Origin of the sequence: Bartonella sp. OC68QHHN, assembly GCF_042193875.1 — a bacterium.
Taxonomy (GTDB): domain Bacteria; phylum Pseudomonadota; class Alphaproteobacteria; order Rhizobiales; family Rhizobiaceae; genus Bartonella; species Bartonella grahamii_A.
This window is the reverse complement of sequence record NZ_JBHIME010000078.1, coordinates 70,915-90,290: the sequence shown is the minus strand read 5'-3', so window position 1 is coordinate 90,290 and position 19,376 is coordinate 70,915. Positions and strand designations below refer to the sequence as shown.

12 protein-coding genes are annotated in these 19,376 nt (G+C 39.4%); 6 read left to right on the top strand and 6 right to left on the bottom strand.

Annotation, left to right across the window (positions count from 1 at the left end; all coding sequences use genetic code 11):
- The 5 genes from ACFIJ0_RS08705 to ACFIJ0_RS08685 form a co-directional block, all read right to left on the bottom strand.
- Entirely contained in the window at positions 1–954 is a 954-nt protein-coding gene (locus tag ACFIJ0_RS08705; RefSeq protein ID WP_375624381.1) for a cell division protein FtsX, read from the bottom strand.
- Positions 947–1,606 (bottom strand): cell division ATP-binding protein FtsE, encoded by a 660-nt coding sequence (gene ftsE, locus ACFIJ0_RS08700; protein WP_273723097.1) that lies wholly within the window; start codon positions 1,604–1,606, stop codon positions 947–949. The genes ACFIJ0_RS08705 and ftsE overlap by 8 nt, the downstream gene beginning before the upstream one ends.
- 476 nt (positions 1,607–2,082) lie before the next feature.
- On the bottom strand, positions 2,083–4,026 hold the full coding sequence (gene acs / locus ACFIJ0_RS08695; protein WP_375624379.1) for an acetate--CoA ligase: 1,944 nt from the start codon (positions 4,024–4,026) through the stop codon (positions 2,083–2,085).
- Between the two features lie 906 nt (positions 4,027–4,932).
- Positions 4,933–5,226, bottom strand: a complete 294-nt coding sequence (locus ACFIJ0_RS08690) for a hypothetical protein (protein WP_375644040.1) — start codon at positions 5,224–5,226, stop codon at positions 4,933–4,935.
- A gap of 1,079 nt (positions 5,227–6,305) precedes the next feature.
- Entirely contained in the window at positions 6,306–6,995 is a 690-nt protein-coding gene (locus ACFIJ0_RS08685; RefSeq protein WP_375624375.1) for a YggS family pyridoxal phosphate-dependent enzyme, read from the bottom strand.
- A gap of 166 nt (positions 6,996–7,161) precedes the next feature.
- On the opposite strand from ACFIJ0_RS08685, the gene leuS reads away from it, so the two are divergent.
- On the top strand, positions 7,162–9,804 hold the full coding sequence (gene leuS, locus ACFIJ0_RS08680) for a leucine--tRNA ligase (protein ID WP_375624424.1): 2,643 nt from the start codon (positions 7,162–7,164) through the stop codon (positions 9,802–9,804).
- Positions 9,791–10,387 (top strand): LPS assembly lipoprotein LptE, encoded by a 597-nt coding sequence (gene lptE / locus ACFIJ0_RS08675; RefSeq protein ID WP_375624373.1) that lies wholly within the window; start codon positions 9,791–9,793, stop codon positions 10,385–10,387. The genes leuS and lptE overlap by 14 nt, the downstream gene beginning before the upstream one ends.
- On the opposite strand, the gene fsa is transcribed toward lptE, so the two are convergent.
- Positions 10,384–11,037 (bottom strand): fructose-6-phosphate aldolase, encoded by a 654-nt coding sequence (fsa, locus tag ACFIJ0_RS08670; RefSeq protein WP_375624371.1) that lies wholly within the window; start codon positions 11,035–11,037, stop codon positions 10,384–10,386. The two genes, lptE and fsa, sit on opposite strands and share 4 nt — an antisense overlap.
- A gap of 1,149 nt (positions 11,038–12,186) precedes the next feature.
- On the opposite strand from fsa, the gene ACFIJ0_RS08665 reads away from it, so the two are divergent.
- From ACFIJ0_RS08665 to ACFIJ0_RS08650, 4 genes are all read left to right on the top strand, one after another.
- Positions 12,187–14,382, top strand: coding sequence for a primosomal protein N' (locus ACFIJ0_RS08665; RefSeq protein ID WP_375624369.1), 2,196 nt, complete (start codon positions 12,187–12,189; stop codon positions 14,380–14,382).
- 1,941 nt (positions 14,383–16,323) lie between these two features.
- Positions 16,324–16,908, top strand: coding sequence for an ATP synthase F1 subunit delta (gene atpH / locus ACFIJ0_RS08660; RefSeq protein WP_375624367.1), 585 nt, complete (start codon positions 16,324–16,326; stop codon positions 16,906–16,908).
- On the top strand, positions 16,908–18,443 hold the full coding sequence (gene atpA / locus ACFIJ0_RS08655) for a F0F1 ATP synthase subunit alpha (protein WP_375624365.1): 1,536 nt from the start codon (positions 16,908–16,910) through the stop codon (positions 18,441–18,443). Before atpH ends, atpA begins: the two co-directional genes overlap by 1 nt.
- A 20-nt stretch (positions 18,444–18,463) precedes the next feature.
- Positions 18,464–19,375, top strand: coding sequence for a F0F1 ATP synthase subunit gamma (locus tag ACFIJ0_RS08650; RefSeq protein ID WP_375644039.1), 912 nt, complete (start codon positions 18,464–18,466; stop codon positions 19,373–19,375).
- Position 19,376 lies beyond the last annotated feature (1 nt).

Genomic DNA, 19,376 nt, shown 5'->3' with positions numbered 1-19,376 from the left:
TTAAAATAAACCGTTTTCACATTGATCGATTTTTTTCAGTTGCGCTAAAATAGTCATGCGGTTTGTAAGGGTGGTAAGAAAAGAAACGAAAATAATAAGAAGAATGATTTTTCCATAGGGGATGGAACTTATAGAAATATGTCCAAACAAAGCTGTTACTTGGCTAGCTTCCACTCTTCCCAAGTTATAATTCGTCCAGAGACAAAAGGCTAAAAATAGAAATATGCTTGTGAGACCACCATATAAAGCACCACGCAGCGCAGTTTTAAAAAAATGCCAGTCAAATTGGCGGGCAATGAAAAGAGTTTCAGTACCAAGGAAATATAAGACATTGATAATATGTGCATTTTCTATCAATGCATTGCGGGTGGTAAAAATGATGGTAAGAATAAGAGAGCCTAGAACCAATGCTAAAATTGAAAAACCAATGAAAACAGTGGTGTGTGCCATGGTCGCAAAACGATGGACCCAAACACGGTGATCATCAAATTGACCTCCTGGAATTTGGGTTTTAATGGCGTGATTAATGGCTGCAAAATTGATTTTTTCATCCCCATTCAGGGTCACAATGATAAGGCGGGGAAGGGGCAGTTCATTGAAATTGAAGCCTGTTCCAAGCCATGGCTCCAGTAACTTTTCTGTAGCTTTTTGGTCAACAATTTTTGCATCTTGTACACCAGAAAATGTTTTAACCAATCGTACGGCATCACGGAGCGCTTTGTTGATATCAACATTGTCAATGGGGCGTATTTGTATTGTTGCTTCATAGCTAATCTGATTACTCCAATTTTGGGCGGCACGTTGGACTAAATCAACACCGATTAAGGTAAGGCTTGAAAGAAATGTCATAATAGCAATCACGGCAACCAATGCTTTTCCAGAAATATTACCACTGGGAATAATCGCTGTTGTATTTTTTTTATTGCTTGTAAAAATGGGGAAAGGCTTATTCATGAATCGTCATCCGTCCGTTATGGAGAAGCATACGTCGTGCTGCAACTTGTTCCATTAAGGCAATATCATGGGTAGCAATGATAACAGCTGTTCCAAAACGATTTAATTCAATAAACAAACGGAGTAGGCGTTTTGCTAAGGGGGGATCGACATTTCCGGTGGGTTCATCGGCAAGTAGAATTTCAGGTTGATCAATGAGCGCACGTGCAATGGCTACCCTTTGTTTTTCTCCGCCGGAAAGAACTGGTGGTAAAACATGAATATGATCTCCCAGACCTACCCAACAGAGAAGATCTTCCACTTCACTGCGATAGGTTGCTTCTTCTTGTCCTTTAATGCGCAAAGGTAAGGAGACATTTTCATAAGTGGTCATGTGGTCGAGTAAACGAAAATCTTGAAAAACGACACCGATACGTTGTCGCAGCGCAGGGAGCTCTTGTCGTTTGAGTAATGCTGTGTCTGTTCCAAATAAATCAATATGACCTCGGGTGGGTTTGAGTGCCAAAAACATAAGCCGCATCAACGACGTTTTCCCTGCTCCAGAGGCGCCAGTGAGAAATTGAAATGATCCAGGAGGAATATGAAAGCTAATATCACGAAGGACCTCAGGTCCCATTCCATAGCGTAGACCAACATTTTCAAAATGAATCACTTTTTATTATTACTCCTGATTTTATATTGCATCATTTATTCTAAGAACTCTTACTTTCATTGCTTTAGATTTTTTTTGTAAGCTTGTTTATTTTAGATTTCATGGTTTTCAATATTTTTTGTACACTCTTGTTATAGATAAATATTTTTGCTCAAGAATATTATCACTTATACTTTCTCTTTTTAGCTTTATTTATAATTTTAGCAGGAATTTCAAAGTGATTCTAGCATAAACATCAGAACTATTTTTCCTTCTTTCTCAGAGGCTGTTTTGCATTGAGTGGGTACTGGGCGATTTTAAAAAGCTATGTTGCTCTTTTTATCTCACTTTCTTATTCTTATTCGCATTCATATTCCAATCTTGGCATCTTCCAATTGTTTTGTTTTTTATTTTCATCGGTGGTTTTTGTAACAATGCTAGGATAATTTTAGCAAAAAAACAAAAACTACCTTAGGTTGTATTTCTTCGTGGTTTCTTTAATTTTGTCGGTTGGCAATCAGATCTTCAACAACTTGTGGTTCGGCAAGAGTTGAAATATCTCCGAGAGTATCAAAATCGTTTTCGGCTATTTTTCGTAAAATACGTCTCATAATTTTTCCTGATCGCGTTTTGGGAAGCTGCGGGGAAAATTGAATTTTATCCAATATGGCAATGGAACCTATTTCCTTTCTCACATGTTTAATAAGTTCTTTTTTTAACTCTTCATTTGGAGTTGTCCCTTCCATTAAGGTGATAAAACTATAAATTCCTTGTCCTTTAATGGAGTGCGGGTAACCCACAATAGCTGCTTCTGATACAGCTGGATGAGAAACAAGGGCTGATTCAATTTCAGCAGTTCCTAACCTGTGCCCCGAGACATTGAGAATGTCATCAACCCGCCCTGTAATCCAGTAATAGCCATCATTATCGCGCCTACAGCCATCGCCTGTAAAATATTTTCCTTTATAGGAGGAAAAATAGGTTTGAATAAAGCGCTCATGATCTTTATAAAGCGTGCGCATTTGTCCGGGCCATGAATCACTGATACAAAGATTGCCTTCTGCTTCACCTTCTAAAATATTGCCTTGAGCATCAACAATTTGGGGTTGAACACCAAAAAAAGGACGTGTGGCTGACCCTGCTTTGAGGGGAGTTGCACCAGGCAAGGGCGTGATCATATGCCCTCCTGTTTCCGTTTGCCACCATGTATCGAGAATCGGACAACGGTCATTTCCAACTGTATGATAAAACCATTCCCATGCTTCTGGGTTAATAGGTTCTCCTACTGTTCCTAAAAGACGCAACGATGTCCTGTTTGAGTGTTCAACAAACGAATTTCCTGCTCCCATTAAGGCGCGGATAGCTGTTGGTGCAGTATAGAGTGTATTAACTTGATGCTTGTCGACAATTTCCCAAAATCTTCCTTTGTCAGGAAAGGTTGGTGTGCCTTCAAACATTAAAGTGGTCGCACCATTGCATAAAGGTCCATAAACCAAGTAAGAATGACCGGTAATCCAACCAATATCAGCTGTACACCAGTAAATTTCATCAGGGTGATAATCAAAAACATATTGATGTGTCATCGCGGCATAAACAAGATAGCCCGCTGTGGTATGCAAAACACCTTTGGGTTTGCTCGTGGAGCCTGAAGTATAAAGAATAAAAAGCGGATCTTCAGCGTTCATTGGTTCTGGTAGACAATCTGTTTTGGTATGAGCTATTTCTTCGTGGTACCAAAAATCACGCCCCTCTATCCATTGAATGGGTCCACAAGTCCGCCGTATAACCATGACTTGGTTTACATGCACGTTTTGGCGCGCTGCTATCTTAATAGCATGATCAACATTGTCTTTTAAGTTGATCCGTTTGCCGCCACGCAAGCCGTGATCAGCGGTAATGATGAAGGTTGATTCGCAGTCAACAAGGCGTCCTGCTATTGCCTCAGCAGAAAAGCCAGCAAAGATAACCGAATGAACAGCACCAATGCGGGCACAGGCGAGCATAGCATAGGCTGCTTCGGGTATCATGGGGAGATAAATGGTTACTTTATCGCCTTTCTTAATGCCACGACTTTTCAAAAGATTGGCAAAACGACAAACATGTGCATAAAGCTCGTTATAGGTTATTTTTTTATCATGATAGGGGTTATCCCCTTCCCAAATCAGCGCAATGTGATTTCCATGGGTTTTCAGGTGGCGATCAATGCAATTATAGGCAACATTTGTTATCCCATCTTCATACCATTGAATCGACACATCTCCGTTAAAAGAAGTGTTTTTTACTTTTGTAAAAGGTTTAAACCATTCAATGCGTTGACCATGTTTGGCCCAGAAGCTTTCTGGATCATTGATACTTTCTCGATACCATTGTTGATAAGTTTCCTCATCGAGTAAAGTATTTTTTTTGATCTCTTCTGATACTGGATAGATTTTTTCAGTCATGCTTCCCTCTTTTTATTTTTTAGAAAAATCAGCCATTGTATTTTTATATTTGTGGCAGAGTCGTTCCAAAAGCTTTTCATTGTGAGGTTAGACTAAATGACAAAGATTGGAATAGTCAATTTTTAAAATCTGATACGTTTTTCTTAAAAAGGTATTTTATGCTTATTTAGGATACGTGAATGCGAAAGAATCTATTGTAGTACAGAGTTTTTTATAAAAGTATAAAAACATTAAAAAATACCCTATAAAAAAGGGAGAGGGAATGAGAGTGCTTTTTAAAAGAATAAATTTACTAAATATTAATATAAACCAAAATATCTACGCAAAAAATTAGAAATAAAGAACATAATAAATGACGATAATGCCATTATAATAGACAATCTCCAACCTACGCCATTGAATATTTTAAAAGAAATGGCAATTATAGGAGTAATTATAATTAACATGCAAAACATTCTTACAACTTCATAATGAATATCCATTATAACAAAATCCTAGTTATAGTAATGAGATTAATAAATACTTATGAAAAAATTTTTTCAGTGTACTTGGAACTCATCCAATAAATATTAATATAAACCAAAATATCTACACAAACTATCAAGAATAAAAAACACAATAACTGACAATGAGGCTATTTTTATAGATAGTTTCCAACTGTAGCCACCAATTTTTTTTAAACCAATAGCATATATAGGGATAACGACAATGAGAATGCAAAATAGCCTTATGATTTCATAACGAATATTCATTATAAAAAAACCTGATTATAAGAGATGATCCACAATAGATATCCCTGAAAAATATTTTATCCATAGATGTAGATATTTAACTTTGGTATATTCTTTCAAATATACTTACAGAACTATTAATTTCAGAGATATCTTTGTCGCTATTCTCTATAAATTAGAACCAACACTCACGACCTTTTTCTATAAAGCCCCAAGCAGCACCTCCTATGTATCCCAATGACAAAGCTCCCATTCCACCTGTAAATGCGCCCGCTGGTCCCCCAGTTATACCACCTTGAATTGCACCAACTACTCCTGACGGCACTCCTACTTCGCGGCCACGCGCATTCATGTGAGACATAAAATCATTAGGACTACATGCATTTCCATGAGTAGGTCTTGAATTGTGCGAATGACCAAAAGAAGGCTTTGTCGCCATATGACCGAATGTGTTGAATGAACCAAACATGTTAATTCTCTACATTAAAAGTAGTATCACAATGATACATTTCAAATGGCTATCGCGTATTTTTAGAAAAATGTCAAAGATAAACTTAAAAATAGCAATAAAATACTGTATAAATAATAAATATATTATGTATATATGAAATTTTTTTCTTAAAAAAATAATAATATTATTTGCAATATTTTAAAATATAAGAAATACCACATATTTTTTTTAATTAAAGTTTAAAATTAGAAAAATGGGCATATGAAAATTTGAAGTTTTTCTCTTTGTTTAAGAAATCGACAAAGGAATAATGATAAAGAAATATCGTTATTGAAATCGGTTTCATTGCCATTGTTTTGCCTGCATGTATTATGTGCATATGCGTGGGATTCGTTTTTTTATTTTTCAGGAGAATATTGACCGTATTTACGCTTTGTAGAGCATAGAAAGCCTCTATGCTATTTGTTGACCTTATAGATTGCTATTCATGTTGTTTAGCGCGGCTCTTGGTGCTCTATTGAGCATTTGAGATGTTTATTTTGCTAAGTGGCTTACATGAAAGAGTTTTGTTACTGTATTATGCAGCCATAAGCCTTTTTTTCCTGCTTTACGTCCTTGGCATGTGGGGAAATTGTTTACACGTGCTGGAGAAGTTTAAGAGAATTCGTGGTTTTTAATGGAAATCATTGCGATAATCGTATTAAATATTCTTTTGCAATTATTTATTTCGCAACAGTTTTTTCATTCATGCGCAACGCTCCTCTTATCATTTTGCCTTTATATAAGGATTTATTTTTTTATGTTGCTTTTGCTGGAGAGGCGGTCAGAGGGAAGGCGAAGTAGAGCCAATGCGCGAGAATCTGAGAGCTAAATTGCAATGCTATTTTGAAGCTATTGTACGTGTTGTGGATGTGCCGGTGAGAAATTTGAGAAGACCAGCTTTTTTGCTTATTTTGCTAACAGGATGAAAGAGGGGCTGGAATCTTTTTTGCTAGAATTGCTCTTTTATTGATATTGAGGGGAATATTTTTTCTCAGTTCTGCTGTTTTTGGCTTTTGGTAGAATTTCAATGGGAATTTATATGAGAGGAAATTGCTTTATACAGGGCGTTTTCCAAATAAAGTAGAGCCAATGCGAAGAACGTTAGAGCCAAACTGTAGAGCGGTTTTAAAGTCACTGGACATGCCCATGGAAAGCTTTGGAAGACCGGCTTGTTTTGCTAATTTTGCTAAGAGTGCGAAATAGGGTCCGGGGTTTTCGTCGACAGGGGGGATGCCCATAAGACCGATGATATCGAGTCCATAGTTGTTTTTGCATTGGTTGACAAAAGGGATTACTTCTTGGGGTGTCACACCACTTTTTTGAGGTTCTAAGCCAATGTTGACCTGAACATAGCAAGGAAGATGCTTTTTTTGTTTTTGCATTTCTTCGGATAAAATTTTGGCTATTTTTTCACGATCAACTGTTTGAATGACATCAAAAAGTTTTACCGCTTCTGCTGTTTTATTTGATTGTAAGGGACCGATGAGATGAAGTTTAATATTTTCAAATTGTCGACGTAAAGCAGGCCATTTTTGTGCTGCTTCTTGTACGCGGTTTTCTGCAAATAAAGATTGGCCTGCTTGCAAAAGGGGACGTATATCAGTGGCAGAAACAGTTTTTGAAACAGCGATAAGTTCAATTTCTTCTACAGGGCGTTGTAGCTCGTGACATGTTTCAGCAATGTCTTTTTGAAGGTTTTGCCATGCTTTAATGGAAGGGGCATCGATGGGCGTTTGTGTATTCATATTTTTGTGCTTTACCGTTTTTGTTCAAGAGTTGGTCGTTTTTTTAAAAGTTTTATAAAATACTTAGGGAAATATTTCACGAAAATGTTGACGATGAGGTTAATCCATGGTCAAGCATAATAAAACAAGTTTTTTGGTTCTGTTTTATTAAAAGAGTATAATGGGAATGACGATTGGACATTATAATATAGGCGAACGCTATAATCCACGTGCGAGAGAAAAAAAATGGCAAGAAATTTGGAATGAAAAGAAAATTTTTCAGATTGCTCAAGAAGATGCTCGTGAAAAATATTATGTTTTAGAGATGTTTCCTTATCCGTCAGGCCGCATTCACATGGGGCATGTGCGCAATTATGCCATGGGGGATGTGGTGGCACGCTATAAAAGGGCAAAAGGTTTTAATGTGCTTCATCCTATGGGCTGGGATGCTTTTGGTATGCCAGCTGAGAATGCTGCTCTGCAAAGTAAAGTGCATCCTAAAACTTGGACCTATCAGAATATTGCTGTAATGCGCGGGCAATTAAAGCAATTAGGGCTCTCACTCGATTGGACGCGTGAATTTGCGACTTGTGATGTGGAATATTACCATCGTCAACAAATGTTGTTCCTTGATTTTTATCAAAAGGGTTTGGTTGCGCGTAAAGTGGCTAAGGTGAATTGGGACCCTGTTGACCACACCGTTTTGGCAAATGAGCAGGTTGTTGATGGGCGGGGATGGCGTTCTGGTGCCTTGGTGGAACAGCGTGAATTGACGCAGTGGTTTTTCAAAATTAGCGACTTTAGTGAAGAGCTCTTGGCTGGGCTTGAGGAGCTGGAGCAATGGCCGGAAAAAGTTCGCACGATGCAAAAAAATTGGATTGGAAAATCACAAGGTTTGCTGATTCGTTGGGCTTTAAAGGCAAAAAGTGGTGTTGATGATGTTTGTGAGGCATTTGATGAGGTTATTTGTTATTCAACACGTCCTGATACACTTTTTGGCGCTTCATTTTTAGCTCTGTCTGTTGACCATCCTATTGCACAAGCTTTAGCAAAGAAAGATAAAGCGTTGAGTGCTTTTATCGAAAATTGTCGATGTGGTGGGACGACAACAGCAGCACTTGAAACAGCTGAAAAACAAGGATTTCTTACGCCCCTTTTGGCAGTTCATCCTTTTGATTCAACAGTACATATTCCTGTTTATATCGCGAATTTTGTGCTTATAGATTATGGAACAGGGGTTGTTTTTGGTTGTCCGGCTCATGATCAGAGAGATTTCGATTTTGCGCGTAAATATGATCTTCCAATACAACCGGTGGTTTTGCCAAAAGGAGAGCAAGCAGAAGATTTTGTCATTGCTGAAACACCTTATACGGGTGATGGTGTGATGATAAACTCCAGCTTTTTGGATGGTTTGACACCTCAACAAGCTTTTGAAGAAGTAGCCAAAAGGCTTGAAGAACAAATGCTCAATGGGCAACCGCAAGGGAAAAAAACAGTGCAATTTCGGTTGCGTGATTGGGGGATTTCACGTCAACGTTATTGGGGGTGCCCCATTCCGATGATCCATTGTACATCTTGCGGAGTGATTCCGGTGCCGCGCACCGATTTACCGGTTGTGTTGCCTGATGATGTTACTTTTGATCAACCTGGAAATCCTCTTGAACGGCATGAAACATGGCAGAATGTTACTTGTCCTTCCTGTGGTCAACTTGCCAAACGTGAAACCGATACCATGGATACATTTGTTGACTCTTCTTGGTATTATGCACGCTTTACGGCTCCTTTTGCGCAAGAACCTGTTGATAAACAAGCGGCAGCTGAATGGTTGCCTGTGCAACAATATATTGGTGGAATTGAGCATGCCATTTTGCATCTTCTTTATGCACGCTTTTTTATGCGTGCTATGAAATTAGTCGGACATGTGACAGTAGATGAGCCTTTTAAGGGGCTTTTTACGCAAGGGATGGTGGTGCATGAAACCTATCGGGATGATCAAGGGTGGGTTTCTCCAGCAGAAATTTCGATTGTTGAAAAAGATGGAAAGCGACAAGCTTATAAATTAACCGATCAAAGTGAAGTGACAATTGGTTTGATTGAGAAAATGTCAAAATCAAAAAAGAATGTCGTTGATCCTGATGATATTATCGCATCCTATGGCGCTGATACTGTGCGTTGGTTTGTGTTGTCAGATTCTCCTCCTGATCGGGATGTCATCTGGACAGAATCTGGTGTTGAAGGAGCCCATCGCTTTGTACAGCGTATTTGGCGTTGTGTGGCTTTGAGTGCTTCTGTTTTAAAGAATGTGGCGCCTTGTGCAGGGCATCAGGGGGCGGCTTTGGAACTTTCAAAGGTCGCACATCGCACGCTTTGCGCTGTAGAAAATGATTTGGAAAAATTTGCTTTTAATCGGGCTATTGCACGTCTTTATGAATTCTTGAATATTATGGCACCGTTGCTCAACAAAATAGCAAGTGTTGACGATGAAATGAAAGCTTCTTTACGTCAAGCCATGGATTTTTTTCTTGCCATGATCGCACCGATGATGCCCCATTTAGCAGAAGAATGTCATGCTGCTTTAGGGGGAAAAACTTTAATGTCTGCGCTTGCTTGGCCTGTTTATGATCGTGCGTTAACCGTTACGGAATGCTATACTTTGCCAGTACAAATTAATGGTAAAAAACGCGGTGTGGTAACCGTTTCAGCAACAGCGAATGAAACGATGATTAAAGAAGCGGTTTTGGGTTTAGATTTTGTAAAGGCACAGCTGGTTGAAAAGCCCGTGAAAAAAATCATTATTGTTCCACAAAGGATTGTGAATGTCGTTTTTTAAAAGTTTTATTCTTGTCGTTTTAGCTGGTGTATTCACACTGTTGTGTGGATGCAAAGTTGAACCGCTTTACCGTCAAGAGTTGCAGAGTGCAATGACAATGGATTCTGCTTCTTATGGGAATCCTGTTTCTGGGCAAGCTTCTTTGGGGCTTGCGCAAAAGCTCGCTTCTATTGTTGTGGAAGAGCCCTCGGATCGTTTTGGTCAAATGGTGCGTAATCATCTGCTGTTTCTTTTGTATGGAAATGGTGGTAAACCTTTTGCTCCGGCTTATCAATTGGCATTGCAGTTATCCGTATCTACAAGAGAATCTATGCAGGTAGAGGTTGATTTCAAGAAAAAACGAAAAGGAAGACCTTCTGTTGGAACTGTTATGAGCAGAGCTTCTTACACTTTGCAGGATATGAAAAATACTCTTGTTGCAAAAGGAACAGCGATGATGAATGCATCTTTTGATCGACTTCGTCAAGAATATGCAACGATGCAAGCAGAAGAAGATGCAAAAAAACGTGTTGCTGAAGAGCTGGCTGAACAGATTTTTTTGTTACTTTCAAAAGATCTTTCCAATAAAAATTCTAGACATTAAGCAATATTTTGTCCTGTTTTTTTCCAGTCGTTGAGAAATATTTGCAACCCTTTATCAGTGAGAGGGTGTTTGACCAGTGCTTTTAAGATCGCTGGTGGAACTGTTGCAACGTCAGCACCACTTAGTGCTGCTTCTTTGACATGATTAACGGTGCGGATTGAAGCGGCCAAGATTTGTGTTTCAAAGTTATAGTTATCATAAATTGTGCGAATTTCATGAAGCAGTTCACTTCCATCATTTCCGCAATCATCTAGTCTACCAATAAACGGCGAAACAAATGTTGCGCCTGCTTTGGCTGCAAGTAAGGCTTGATTGGCAGAAAAGCAAAGTGTGAGATTTGTTTTTAGTCCTTCTGCTGTAAGGGCTTTACAGGCTTTTAATCCATCGAGTGTTAAAGGAAGCTTGATGCAAATATTGTCGGCAATTTTTGCTAAAACAGCCGCTTCTTTCATGATGCTTTCAAATTCCGTTGCTGCAACTTCAGCAGAAACAGGTCCGCTAATGAGAGCACAAATTTCTTTTGTAACATCAAGAATATTGCGTCCTGATTTTAGGATAAGAGAGGGATTGGTGGTGACACCATCAACAAGGCTTAAATTCTGTAACTCTTGGATTTCTTCAATATTGGCGCTATCCACAAAAAACTTCATCTCTAACCTCTTCTTGTTAGCTTTTATCCTATTTTTTGTTATGCGCTATTGTTGACTGCAAAAGCAAGAGAAAGAATTAATATCTGTGTAAAGAACAAGAATGCTATGATGTTAATCATGTACCCGTTTTAGGTAAAGAAATATGATTTATTGTTTCTACATCCATTTTGTAGCGTTGTTCGAGATAAGGTAGAGGACTCATTGTGTACCAACATTTTTGCATATTGGAATCTTTGCGTAGTGGTATTTTTATCCTTATGAAAATAAGCTAGCATTATCACACACTTTGCTCATTTCTTATTTGCGATTGCTCTTGATATTTGAGAGTACATCATAAGATACCTCCCTTTTTCAGGGGGTACGTTTAACCTGATTTTTGATAGAAGCGAATGGATTTATTTTATCGTAAAAAACCGTTGAAGAAGGCATGTAAAATTTTACACATGAAGTGTTTTTTATGGTCAATACATTGATTTATTCTGTGTACCCCATTCTTCAACAATACGCTTTTGTGTTGCTTGTATTGTTATGTATTCTCAATCAAGCTGAAAGATGTACACACGTGTTTCCACGTTTTGGCACAAAGCCAAGGTGAATATTGTAACGGTCTCATTTGTAATATTATTCTCCCTGTCATTAAAATCATGGGATACTCTTTTCATCAATAAGAATTTACAAATGTTTTTCGATGGGTTTGAAATAAAAAAATTCATTGTATTGAGAGTTTTTATTACAATAGGTAAAATGGTGATTATATCTTTATAAATCAGTTTGTTGAAGATAAATTGAGATATGAGGCGGTAAAAAAATAAAAGTGTGTGTGTTGGGAAGAAGTCACGCTATGGGATAGCTTTGTTGAAGAGCGCACTTACGATATCATGTTGAATGCTTAATAGTGATGATTTATTTGCACAGAAGAATGGCGCTGTTTTTTTGCTATAGAGTTTTTTGTTATAGGGGATGAGATTGGTTCTTTTATTGGCACTTTGGTGATGGAATGAGTGTTAAAAAGAATTCTTGTGAGAAAAGTGTTATGATAGGGGGGAGAGATTGAATCCTGCAATGAATTTTATAAGAGTGTTTAAAGATAAGGTTTAGACTTGTTGGTGCTCCAGAGGTCGTAGATTGGTTTAAAAGATGAATTCAAACATGATAGAGGAAAAAATTGTATCCGTATTGGTTCCTCTTCCTGTTGCTCACCCTTATAGTTATAAAGTTCCATCTTCTATGGAGGTGAACGTTGGTTCCTTTGTTCGGATTCCGGTGATGGGGCGTGAGCTTTGCGGTTTTGTTGTGGATGTTGGAGAGAAGGCAGCAGATGGACAAAGGTCTGGTTCGGTGGCGCGTGAAAAATTACGTTCTCTGCTTCATGTTTTTGATTGCCCCCCATTAAAGGCAGAAATGATCACATTTTTGCATTTTGTTAGTCGCTATACAATGGCGCCTTTTGGTCTTGTGGCGCGATTGGTTTTGTCTGTACCGGCTGCTTTAGAGCCGGAAGCGCAGATGCTGGGTTTGCGATATTGTGGTGGAAATGTAGAACGTCTCACACCAGCGCGATCACGGGTTTTGGAATTGGTGCGTAATGAGAAGATATGGACACGTTCTGGTCTTGCGCATGCGGCTGGAACTTCGGTTTCTGTTGTTGAAGGTTTAAAAGCGCTAGGGGTTTTTGAAGATGTTATAGTTCCTACTCCTGATCTTGTGGCAATGCCTGATCCTGACTTTTGTCTTCCTCAGTTGCAGGGAGCGCAAAATGAGGCAGCAACAATGTTGCGAGAAGGTGTTTTATCTTCTCAGTTTCAAGTTTTTTTGCTTGATGGTGTTACGGGATCAGGAAAGACAGAGGTTTATTTTGAAGCGGTTGCTCAAGCCTTTAAAGGGGAAAAGCAGGTTTTAATTTTATTGCCGGAAATTGCTTTAACACAGCAGTTTTTAGATCGTTTTTATGCACGCTTTGGAGCTGCGGCAGCAGAATGGCATTCTGATTTGACGCCACGTCGTAGAGAACGCGTCTGGCGGCAAGTTGCAGAAGGGCGGGTGCGTGTCGTTGCGGGGGCTCGTTCAGCGCTTTTTCTTCCCTTTCATGAGCTTGGCTTGATTGTTGTCGATGAAGAACATGATAGCGCTTATAAACAAGAAGAGCGCATCTTTTATCATGCGCGTGATATGGCTGTTGCACGGGGCTCTTTTGAGCATTTTCCTGTTATTTTATCTTCAGCAACACCGTCGATTGAAAGCCAAGCCAATGTTTTAAAAGGGCGTTATCAAAAGGTGCATTTACCTTCCCGTTTTAAAGAAGTTGCACTTCCACAGTTGCGGGTGGTTGATATGCGCCAAGGAGGGGTGCAAAAGGGGCGCTTTATTTCCTTTACTCTTGAAAGGGCTTTAAAACAAACGCTTGATAAGGGCGAACAAGCTCTTCTTTTTCTTAATCGTCGTGGTTATGCACCTTTAACTTTATGCCGAATTTGCGGACATCGTTTTCATTGTACCGATTGTTCAAGTTGGTTGGTAGAACATCGTGCGCAAGGACAACTGAAATGTCATCATTGTGGATATCATCAACCACTTCCTCAAGCCTGTCCTGAATGCGGGACATTAGATCATCTTGTGGCTTGTGGACCGGGTGTGGAAAGAATTGCAGAAGAAACGCAAATGCTTTTTCCTCAAGCGCGATCATTGATTCTTTCAACAGATCTCAAAGGAGGGATTGGGCAATTGCGAAGCGAATTGCAAGCCATTGCCAATGGTGATGTGGACATTATTATTGGAACACAGTTGGTTGCTAAAGGGCATCATTTTCCCAAGCTCTCTCTGGTTGGCGTTATTGATGCTGATCTTGGTCTTGCCAATGGCGATTTACGCGCAAGCGAACGTACCTACCAGCTGCTTTCCCAAGTTACCGGAAGAGCAGGGCGTGTGGGATTGGAAAGTTTAGGATTATTGCAAACTTATCAACCAGATCATCCGGTCATCAAAGCCTTACTTTCATGCCAGCCAGAAGATTTTTACACACGTGAGATTGCAGCGCGTCAGTATTATCATTTGCCTCCTTATGGGCGACTTGCCTCTTTGATTGTATCTGCACAACAGCGCCAAGCAGCAGAATATTACGCGCGCGCATTGCGTCAAGCAGCACCACGGGAAAAAAATATCTCGGTTATGGGACCAGCAGAAGCGCCTTTGGCTTTGGTTCGGGGGCGTTATCGTTTTCGGCTTTTGCTGCAAGGACAGCGCTCTTTTGATATACAAGGGTTTATACGTGCAATGCTTAGCGCTACACCCAAAATGCCCAGTTCCGTTCGGGTTCAAATTGATATTGATCCGCAAAGTTTTTTCTAAAATCAGTATCACATAAAATGAAGGTCTCTTTGCTTAAGGTTCTTTTAATATTATCTTATTCAGAATAAGCATCCAAGCAGCAGAATATGATACATGTGCATTGCATTAAGCAGAGCCACGGGGAAAAATATCTTTGTTATGGAATCAGCAGAAGTCCCTCTCTTATTCGAGGGTGCTATCATTTCGGCTTTTACTCCTTTTTTGTTTTAGGGACAGTATCCTTTTGATAGGCGGATTCTTTTTATAGGGGTGGATTATAGGAACTGAAAATGCTTGCAAATACGCCAAAAATACCCAATTCTATTTGGGTTAAAATTGATATTGATCTATGCTTTTTCTAAAATCAGTGCAATATAGTGCCATATAAAGTGAAGCTATGTGGGCTTAATGAAGGTCGTGTTTTTGATGTTGTTTGACCTTAAAATCTTATGAAGTAGCGTTCATAAGATGTATTAGTGCTGTATGAGTCGTATCTGCTTTTGTATGCTAGATTAAGGCGAGAGTATTGTATATATCTATTTTATTTATCTTTGACGAGAACACAGACTCATTTTAGAGCGGAAATGTCAAAATGAGCATCCATCGTTGCCGTCCTTATTCATTTGGCTCTAGAATTTTCAGAAGCGCCTATAACTATAATTTTTATAAATAATAACATATTAATTTATAGTGATAATATGCCATTATTCATATTAGAGTCTCAACTATCGTAGGATTCTCTTATTTCAAATCTGTTTATATTGATCCATCAAAACCATTCATTTGCATGTTACAGATGGGGGAGTCTGTGTCGCGTGAAACTATACAAGCAAGGATTAAAATGCCTAATCATCTCAAGTGTTAAGGGCTGTCGTAAAAATGGGAGATGGCAAAGTGTGTTGTGGTGCCGACCTGTTCTTTCATAAGTGTAAAGATGAGGCTGCTCAATGGGGTTACTATTATAGCATTCATAGGCGCTATCGTGAAATGGAGATTATCCATTGCCTCACGCTTTTGTTACTTTCGTTCTCTAATGGGGACACATTTTTCATGTAAAGCAGAATGCCCAAAACAGAATATTACAGAACATCTATTGTATTACTACATTCATATGCTTGTTTAAGCAAATGTTTCTCGAGTGTAGAATGTAAAAGCTTTCATGAATGAAAAAACTGCGTTAAGACTCCCTATCTTTATTTCATAAAGGTATAAAATGGCGCCATTTATTATTTAGCTTTTAGTATTTATTACGAAAGCTCTTGGTACTTGAGAGCGTTTATAAGAGGTGTTTTTTCTTTAATCATTTTCTTTTTTGTTTGTGATGGAGCAAGGGAGTGATTTTGATAACAGGATTTGAAAAGAGAGAATCTTTCGATGTTTTGGTCTCATCTGGTATGAAAAATGATACATTATAAATCAATGCGTTGTATACTTAAAGAGTGTGTTTACAAGAAAATATATTTGGTGAATTTTTTAAAGGAGTGGGTGTTTGAAGAAAAAAGATCAATTTTTCTTTAATTTTTAGGAGGATATTTATTATTTTTTCTGTCTTATCAGTTTGAAATAATAGACTTTTTTAGTCGCATTCGCATCTCGTTAAAGGTTTTGTGGTGATAAAGGGAGCGTTTTTTAGAGAATAAGTGTTTTGTTATGGTGGCAAGAGCGTTTGAAAAAAATCAAAGAGAGTGAAAAAATCGCTCAGAGCATGTCAAAAAGAGGCATAAAAAATTGTGATGCCATCCTGTATGTCTCAAAAAAATTCTTTTCAAAAATATTTTGAATATTTTATTAAAATTTTTTAAAAGCAGCGATTTGTGGTGTTGCGAGTCGGCTATGTCTATGCTAGAAACCAAGTGATTTTTGTTCTAGGTCTTAAGAAGAAGATTCTTAAGATTGAGAATGTCTGTTTCATTTCATCTGATAACTATCAGAGAGTCGCTCAAGGGAAAGAGGCGGTATTTCGTGTCGGATTCATTTTCTCTCATACCGCTGCCGTTGGTAGATCAACGCTATGCGCAAGCGCTTTTTGATTGCGTTCAAGAAGCTGGAAACGTTGAAAAGGTTGAAAAGGCAGTGGAAGATCTTTTGCTTATTTTGGAGCAAAATAAGGATTTAAAACGCTTTGTGCTCAGTCCATTCTTTTCAGTTAAAGAGCAAATTAAGGTGATGCAATCTGTTTGTGCAAGCATCAAATTTGCTGATAAAAACGCAGGGCAGGTTATTGGTAATTTTTTACGCGTTATTGCAATAAACCGTAGACTTAGTGCCGTATTTGGTATTTTACATGCTTTCCAGCGTTGTGTTGCACGCGCTCGTAGGCAAGTTACTGCGCAAATTGTTTCTGCGCGCCCCTTAAGTTCTCAACAAAGACAAGAGTTGTGTGAGGCTTTGGAAGGTGTCGTTGGAGGAAAAGTTTTGCTACACATCATTGTGAATCCAACAATTCTTGGTGGATTAATCGTTCGTGTGGGGTCGTCTCAAATTGATACGTCTCTTCTCACAAAATTGTCTTCGCTTAAGCTTGCATTGAAAAAAGAGGTCAGCTGATGGATATTAGACCATCTGAAATTTCAAAAATTCTAAAAGAACAAATCAAAAACTTTGACCAAAAGGCTGAGGTTTCAGAAATTGGTTGGGTTCTCTCTGTAGGGGATGGTATCGCTCGCGTTTATGGTTTGGATAATGTCCAAGCAGGGGAAATGGTCGCCTTTCCAAACGGTGTGCGCGGTATGGCCCTCAATTTGGAAGTTGATAATGTTGGTGTGGTCATTTTTGGCTCAGATCGTGATATTCGTGAAGGTGATTGTGTAAAGCGGTTAGGCGCTATCGTCGATGTTCCTGTGGGGACCGCTTTGCTCGGGCGTGTGGTTGATGCGTTGGGAAACCCTATAGATGGTAAGGGGCCCATTAAAGCAACAGAGCGTCGTCGTGTCGATGTTAAGGCTCCTGGAATTATTCCGCGTCAGTCAGTGCACGAACCGATGTCGACCGGATTGAAAGCGATTGATGCACTCATACCTATTGGACGGGGGCAGCGTGAATTGGTGATTGGTGATCGCCAAACAGGAAAAACAGCAATTTTGCTCGATACATTTTTAAACCAAAAACCTTTTCATGAAAAAGGGGCTGGACGAGAGCAAGACAAAGTTTATTGTATTTATGTGGCTATCGGTCAAAAACGTTCGACGGTGGCACAATTCGTTAAAGTTTTAGAAGAACGTGGAGCGCTGGAGTATTCTATTATTGTTGCAGCGACTGCTTCTGATCCAGCACCACTGCAATTTATTGCACCTCTTGCTGGATGTGCTATGGGTGAGTATTTCCGTGATAATGGGCAACATGCTTTGATCGGGTATGATGACTTGTCAAAACAGGCGGTGGCGTATCGTCAAATGTCTCTTTTATTGCGTCGTCCTCCAGGTCGTGAAGCTTATCCGGGAGACGTTTTTTATCTGCATTCGCGTCTTTTAGAGCGGGCTGCGAAGTTGAATGCGGAAAACGGATCTGGGTCGTTGACAGCTTTGCCGGTTATTGAAACGCAAGCAAATGATGTTTCTGCCTATATTCCTACAAATGTGATTTCGATTACTGATGGACAAATTTTTCTAGAGACAAATTTGTTTTATCAAGGAATTCGTCCTGCTGTAAATGTTGGTCTTTCTGTGTCGCGTGTTGGTTCTGCCGCACAAATTAAGGCGATGAAGCAAGTTGCTGGCTCGATTAAAGGTGAATTAGCGCAATATCGTGAAATGGCAGCTTTTGCGCAGTTTGGCTCTGATTTGGATGCGTCAACTCAGCGTCTGTTGAATCGGGGTGCGCGCTTGACAGAGTTGTTGAAGCAGCCACAATTTTCTCCACTCAAAACAGAAGAACAAGTGGTGGTTATTTTCGCGGGTGTAAATGGCTATCTAGATGCTTTGGCGGTTTCTGATGTTGCGCGGTTTGAGCAGGGACTTTTGGTGCTTTTGCGTAGTGATTATCAAGATCTCTTAAAGGCAATTGCTGAGAAAAAGCAAATAACAGACGAGCTGAAAGATAAGTTGATAACTGTTCTTAATACTTATGCAAAAAATTTCTCGTGATGAATTGATGGAATGCTTGAATGTCCTCACTAAAAGATCTTAGAGACCGTATCGCTTCGGTTAAAGCAACACAAAAGATCACCAAAGCTATGCAGATGGTTGCAGCGGCAAGGTTGCATCGTGCGCAAGAGGCAGCGCAGTCTGCGCGTCCTTATGCGAAGAAGATGGCTGATATTTTGACCAGTGTTGCTGCTGATGTAGATGGTGTTGATGCGCCTGCTCTTATGCGTGGTACGGGGAGAGATGATGTGCATCTCTTGGTGGTGTGTACTGCTGAGCGCGGTTTGTGTGGTGCTTTTAATGTGCAAATCGCTCGTCGTGCACGTGAACAGATTAAGGCATTGTTGGCGGCTGGTAAAATAGTGAAAATTATCACTGTGGGTAAAAAAGGTGCCGATATTTTGTCGCGTGATTACAAAGGCTTGATAATTGATCATATCGATTTGCATGCTGTAAAGCGCATTGGTTTTGCAGAGGCAGTGATGATTAGTCAACGGATTGTTGATTTATTTAATGAAGGCGCTTTCGATGTCTGTACGCTATTTTATTCTGAATTTATTTCTGTGATTAATCAGCGCCCAACAGCTTTTGGCTTGATTCCGATGATTGCTCCAAAAGCAGCTGTTAAGGCAATAGATGTTGAGGGGCAAACTGATCATAGCAAAGGGTCACAATCAATTGTTTATGAGTATGAACCTGATGCGGCTTCTCTTTTAGAGGCGCTTGTGCCACGCAATCTTTCGGTGCAAATCTTTCGGGCTTTGCTAGAAAATATTGCTGGTGAGATGGGCGCTAAGATGACAGCTATGGACAATGCATCGCGCAATGCAGGTGAAATGATTAATAAATTGACAGTTGCTTATAATCGTCAACGTCAGGCACAGATTACGACAGAATTGATCGAAATTATTGCGGGCGCTGAAGCGCTTTAAA

Coding starts and splice junctions, on each gene's coding strand:
- ACFIJ0_RS08705 (WP_375624381.1), bottom strand. CDS start 954: ATGAATAAGCCTTTCCCCATTTTTACAAGCAATAAAAAAAATACAACA.
- acs (WP_375624379.1), bottom strand. CDS start 4,026: ATGACTGAAAAAATCTATCCAGTATCAGAAGAGATCAAAAAAAATACT.
- ACFIJ0_RS08690 (WP_375644040.1), bottom strand. CDS start 5,226: ATGTTTGGTTCATTCAACACATTCGGTCATATGGCGACAAAGCCTTCT.
- ACFIJ0_RS08685 (WP_375624375.1), bottom strand. CDS start 6,995: ATGAATACACAAACGCCCATCGATGCCCCTTCCATTAAAGCATGGCAA.
- leuS (WP_375624424.1), top strand. CDS start 7,162: ATGACGATTGGACATTATAATATAGGCGAACGCTATAATCCACGTGCG.
- lptE (WP_375624373.1), top strand. CDS start 9,791: ATGTCGTTTTTTAAAAGTTTTATTCTTGTCGTTTTAGCTGGTGTATTC.
- fsa (WP_375624371.1), bottom strand. CDS start 11,037: ATGAAGTTTTTTGTGGATAGCGCCAATATTGAAGAAATCCAAGAGTTA.
- ACFIJ0_RS08665 (WP_375624369.1), top strand. CDS start 12,187: ATGATAGAGGAAAAAATTGTATCCGTATTGGTTCCTCTTCCTGTTGCT.
- atpA (WP_375624365.1), top strand. CDS start 16,908: ATGGATATTAGACCATCTGAAATTTCAAAAATTCTAAAAGAACAAATC.
- ACFIJ0_RS08650 (WP_375644039.1), top strand. CDS start 18,464: ATGTCCTCACTAAAAGATCTTAGAGACCGTATCGCTTCGGTTAAAGCA.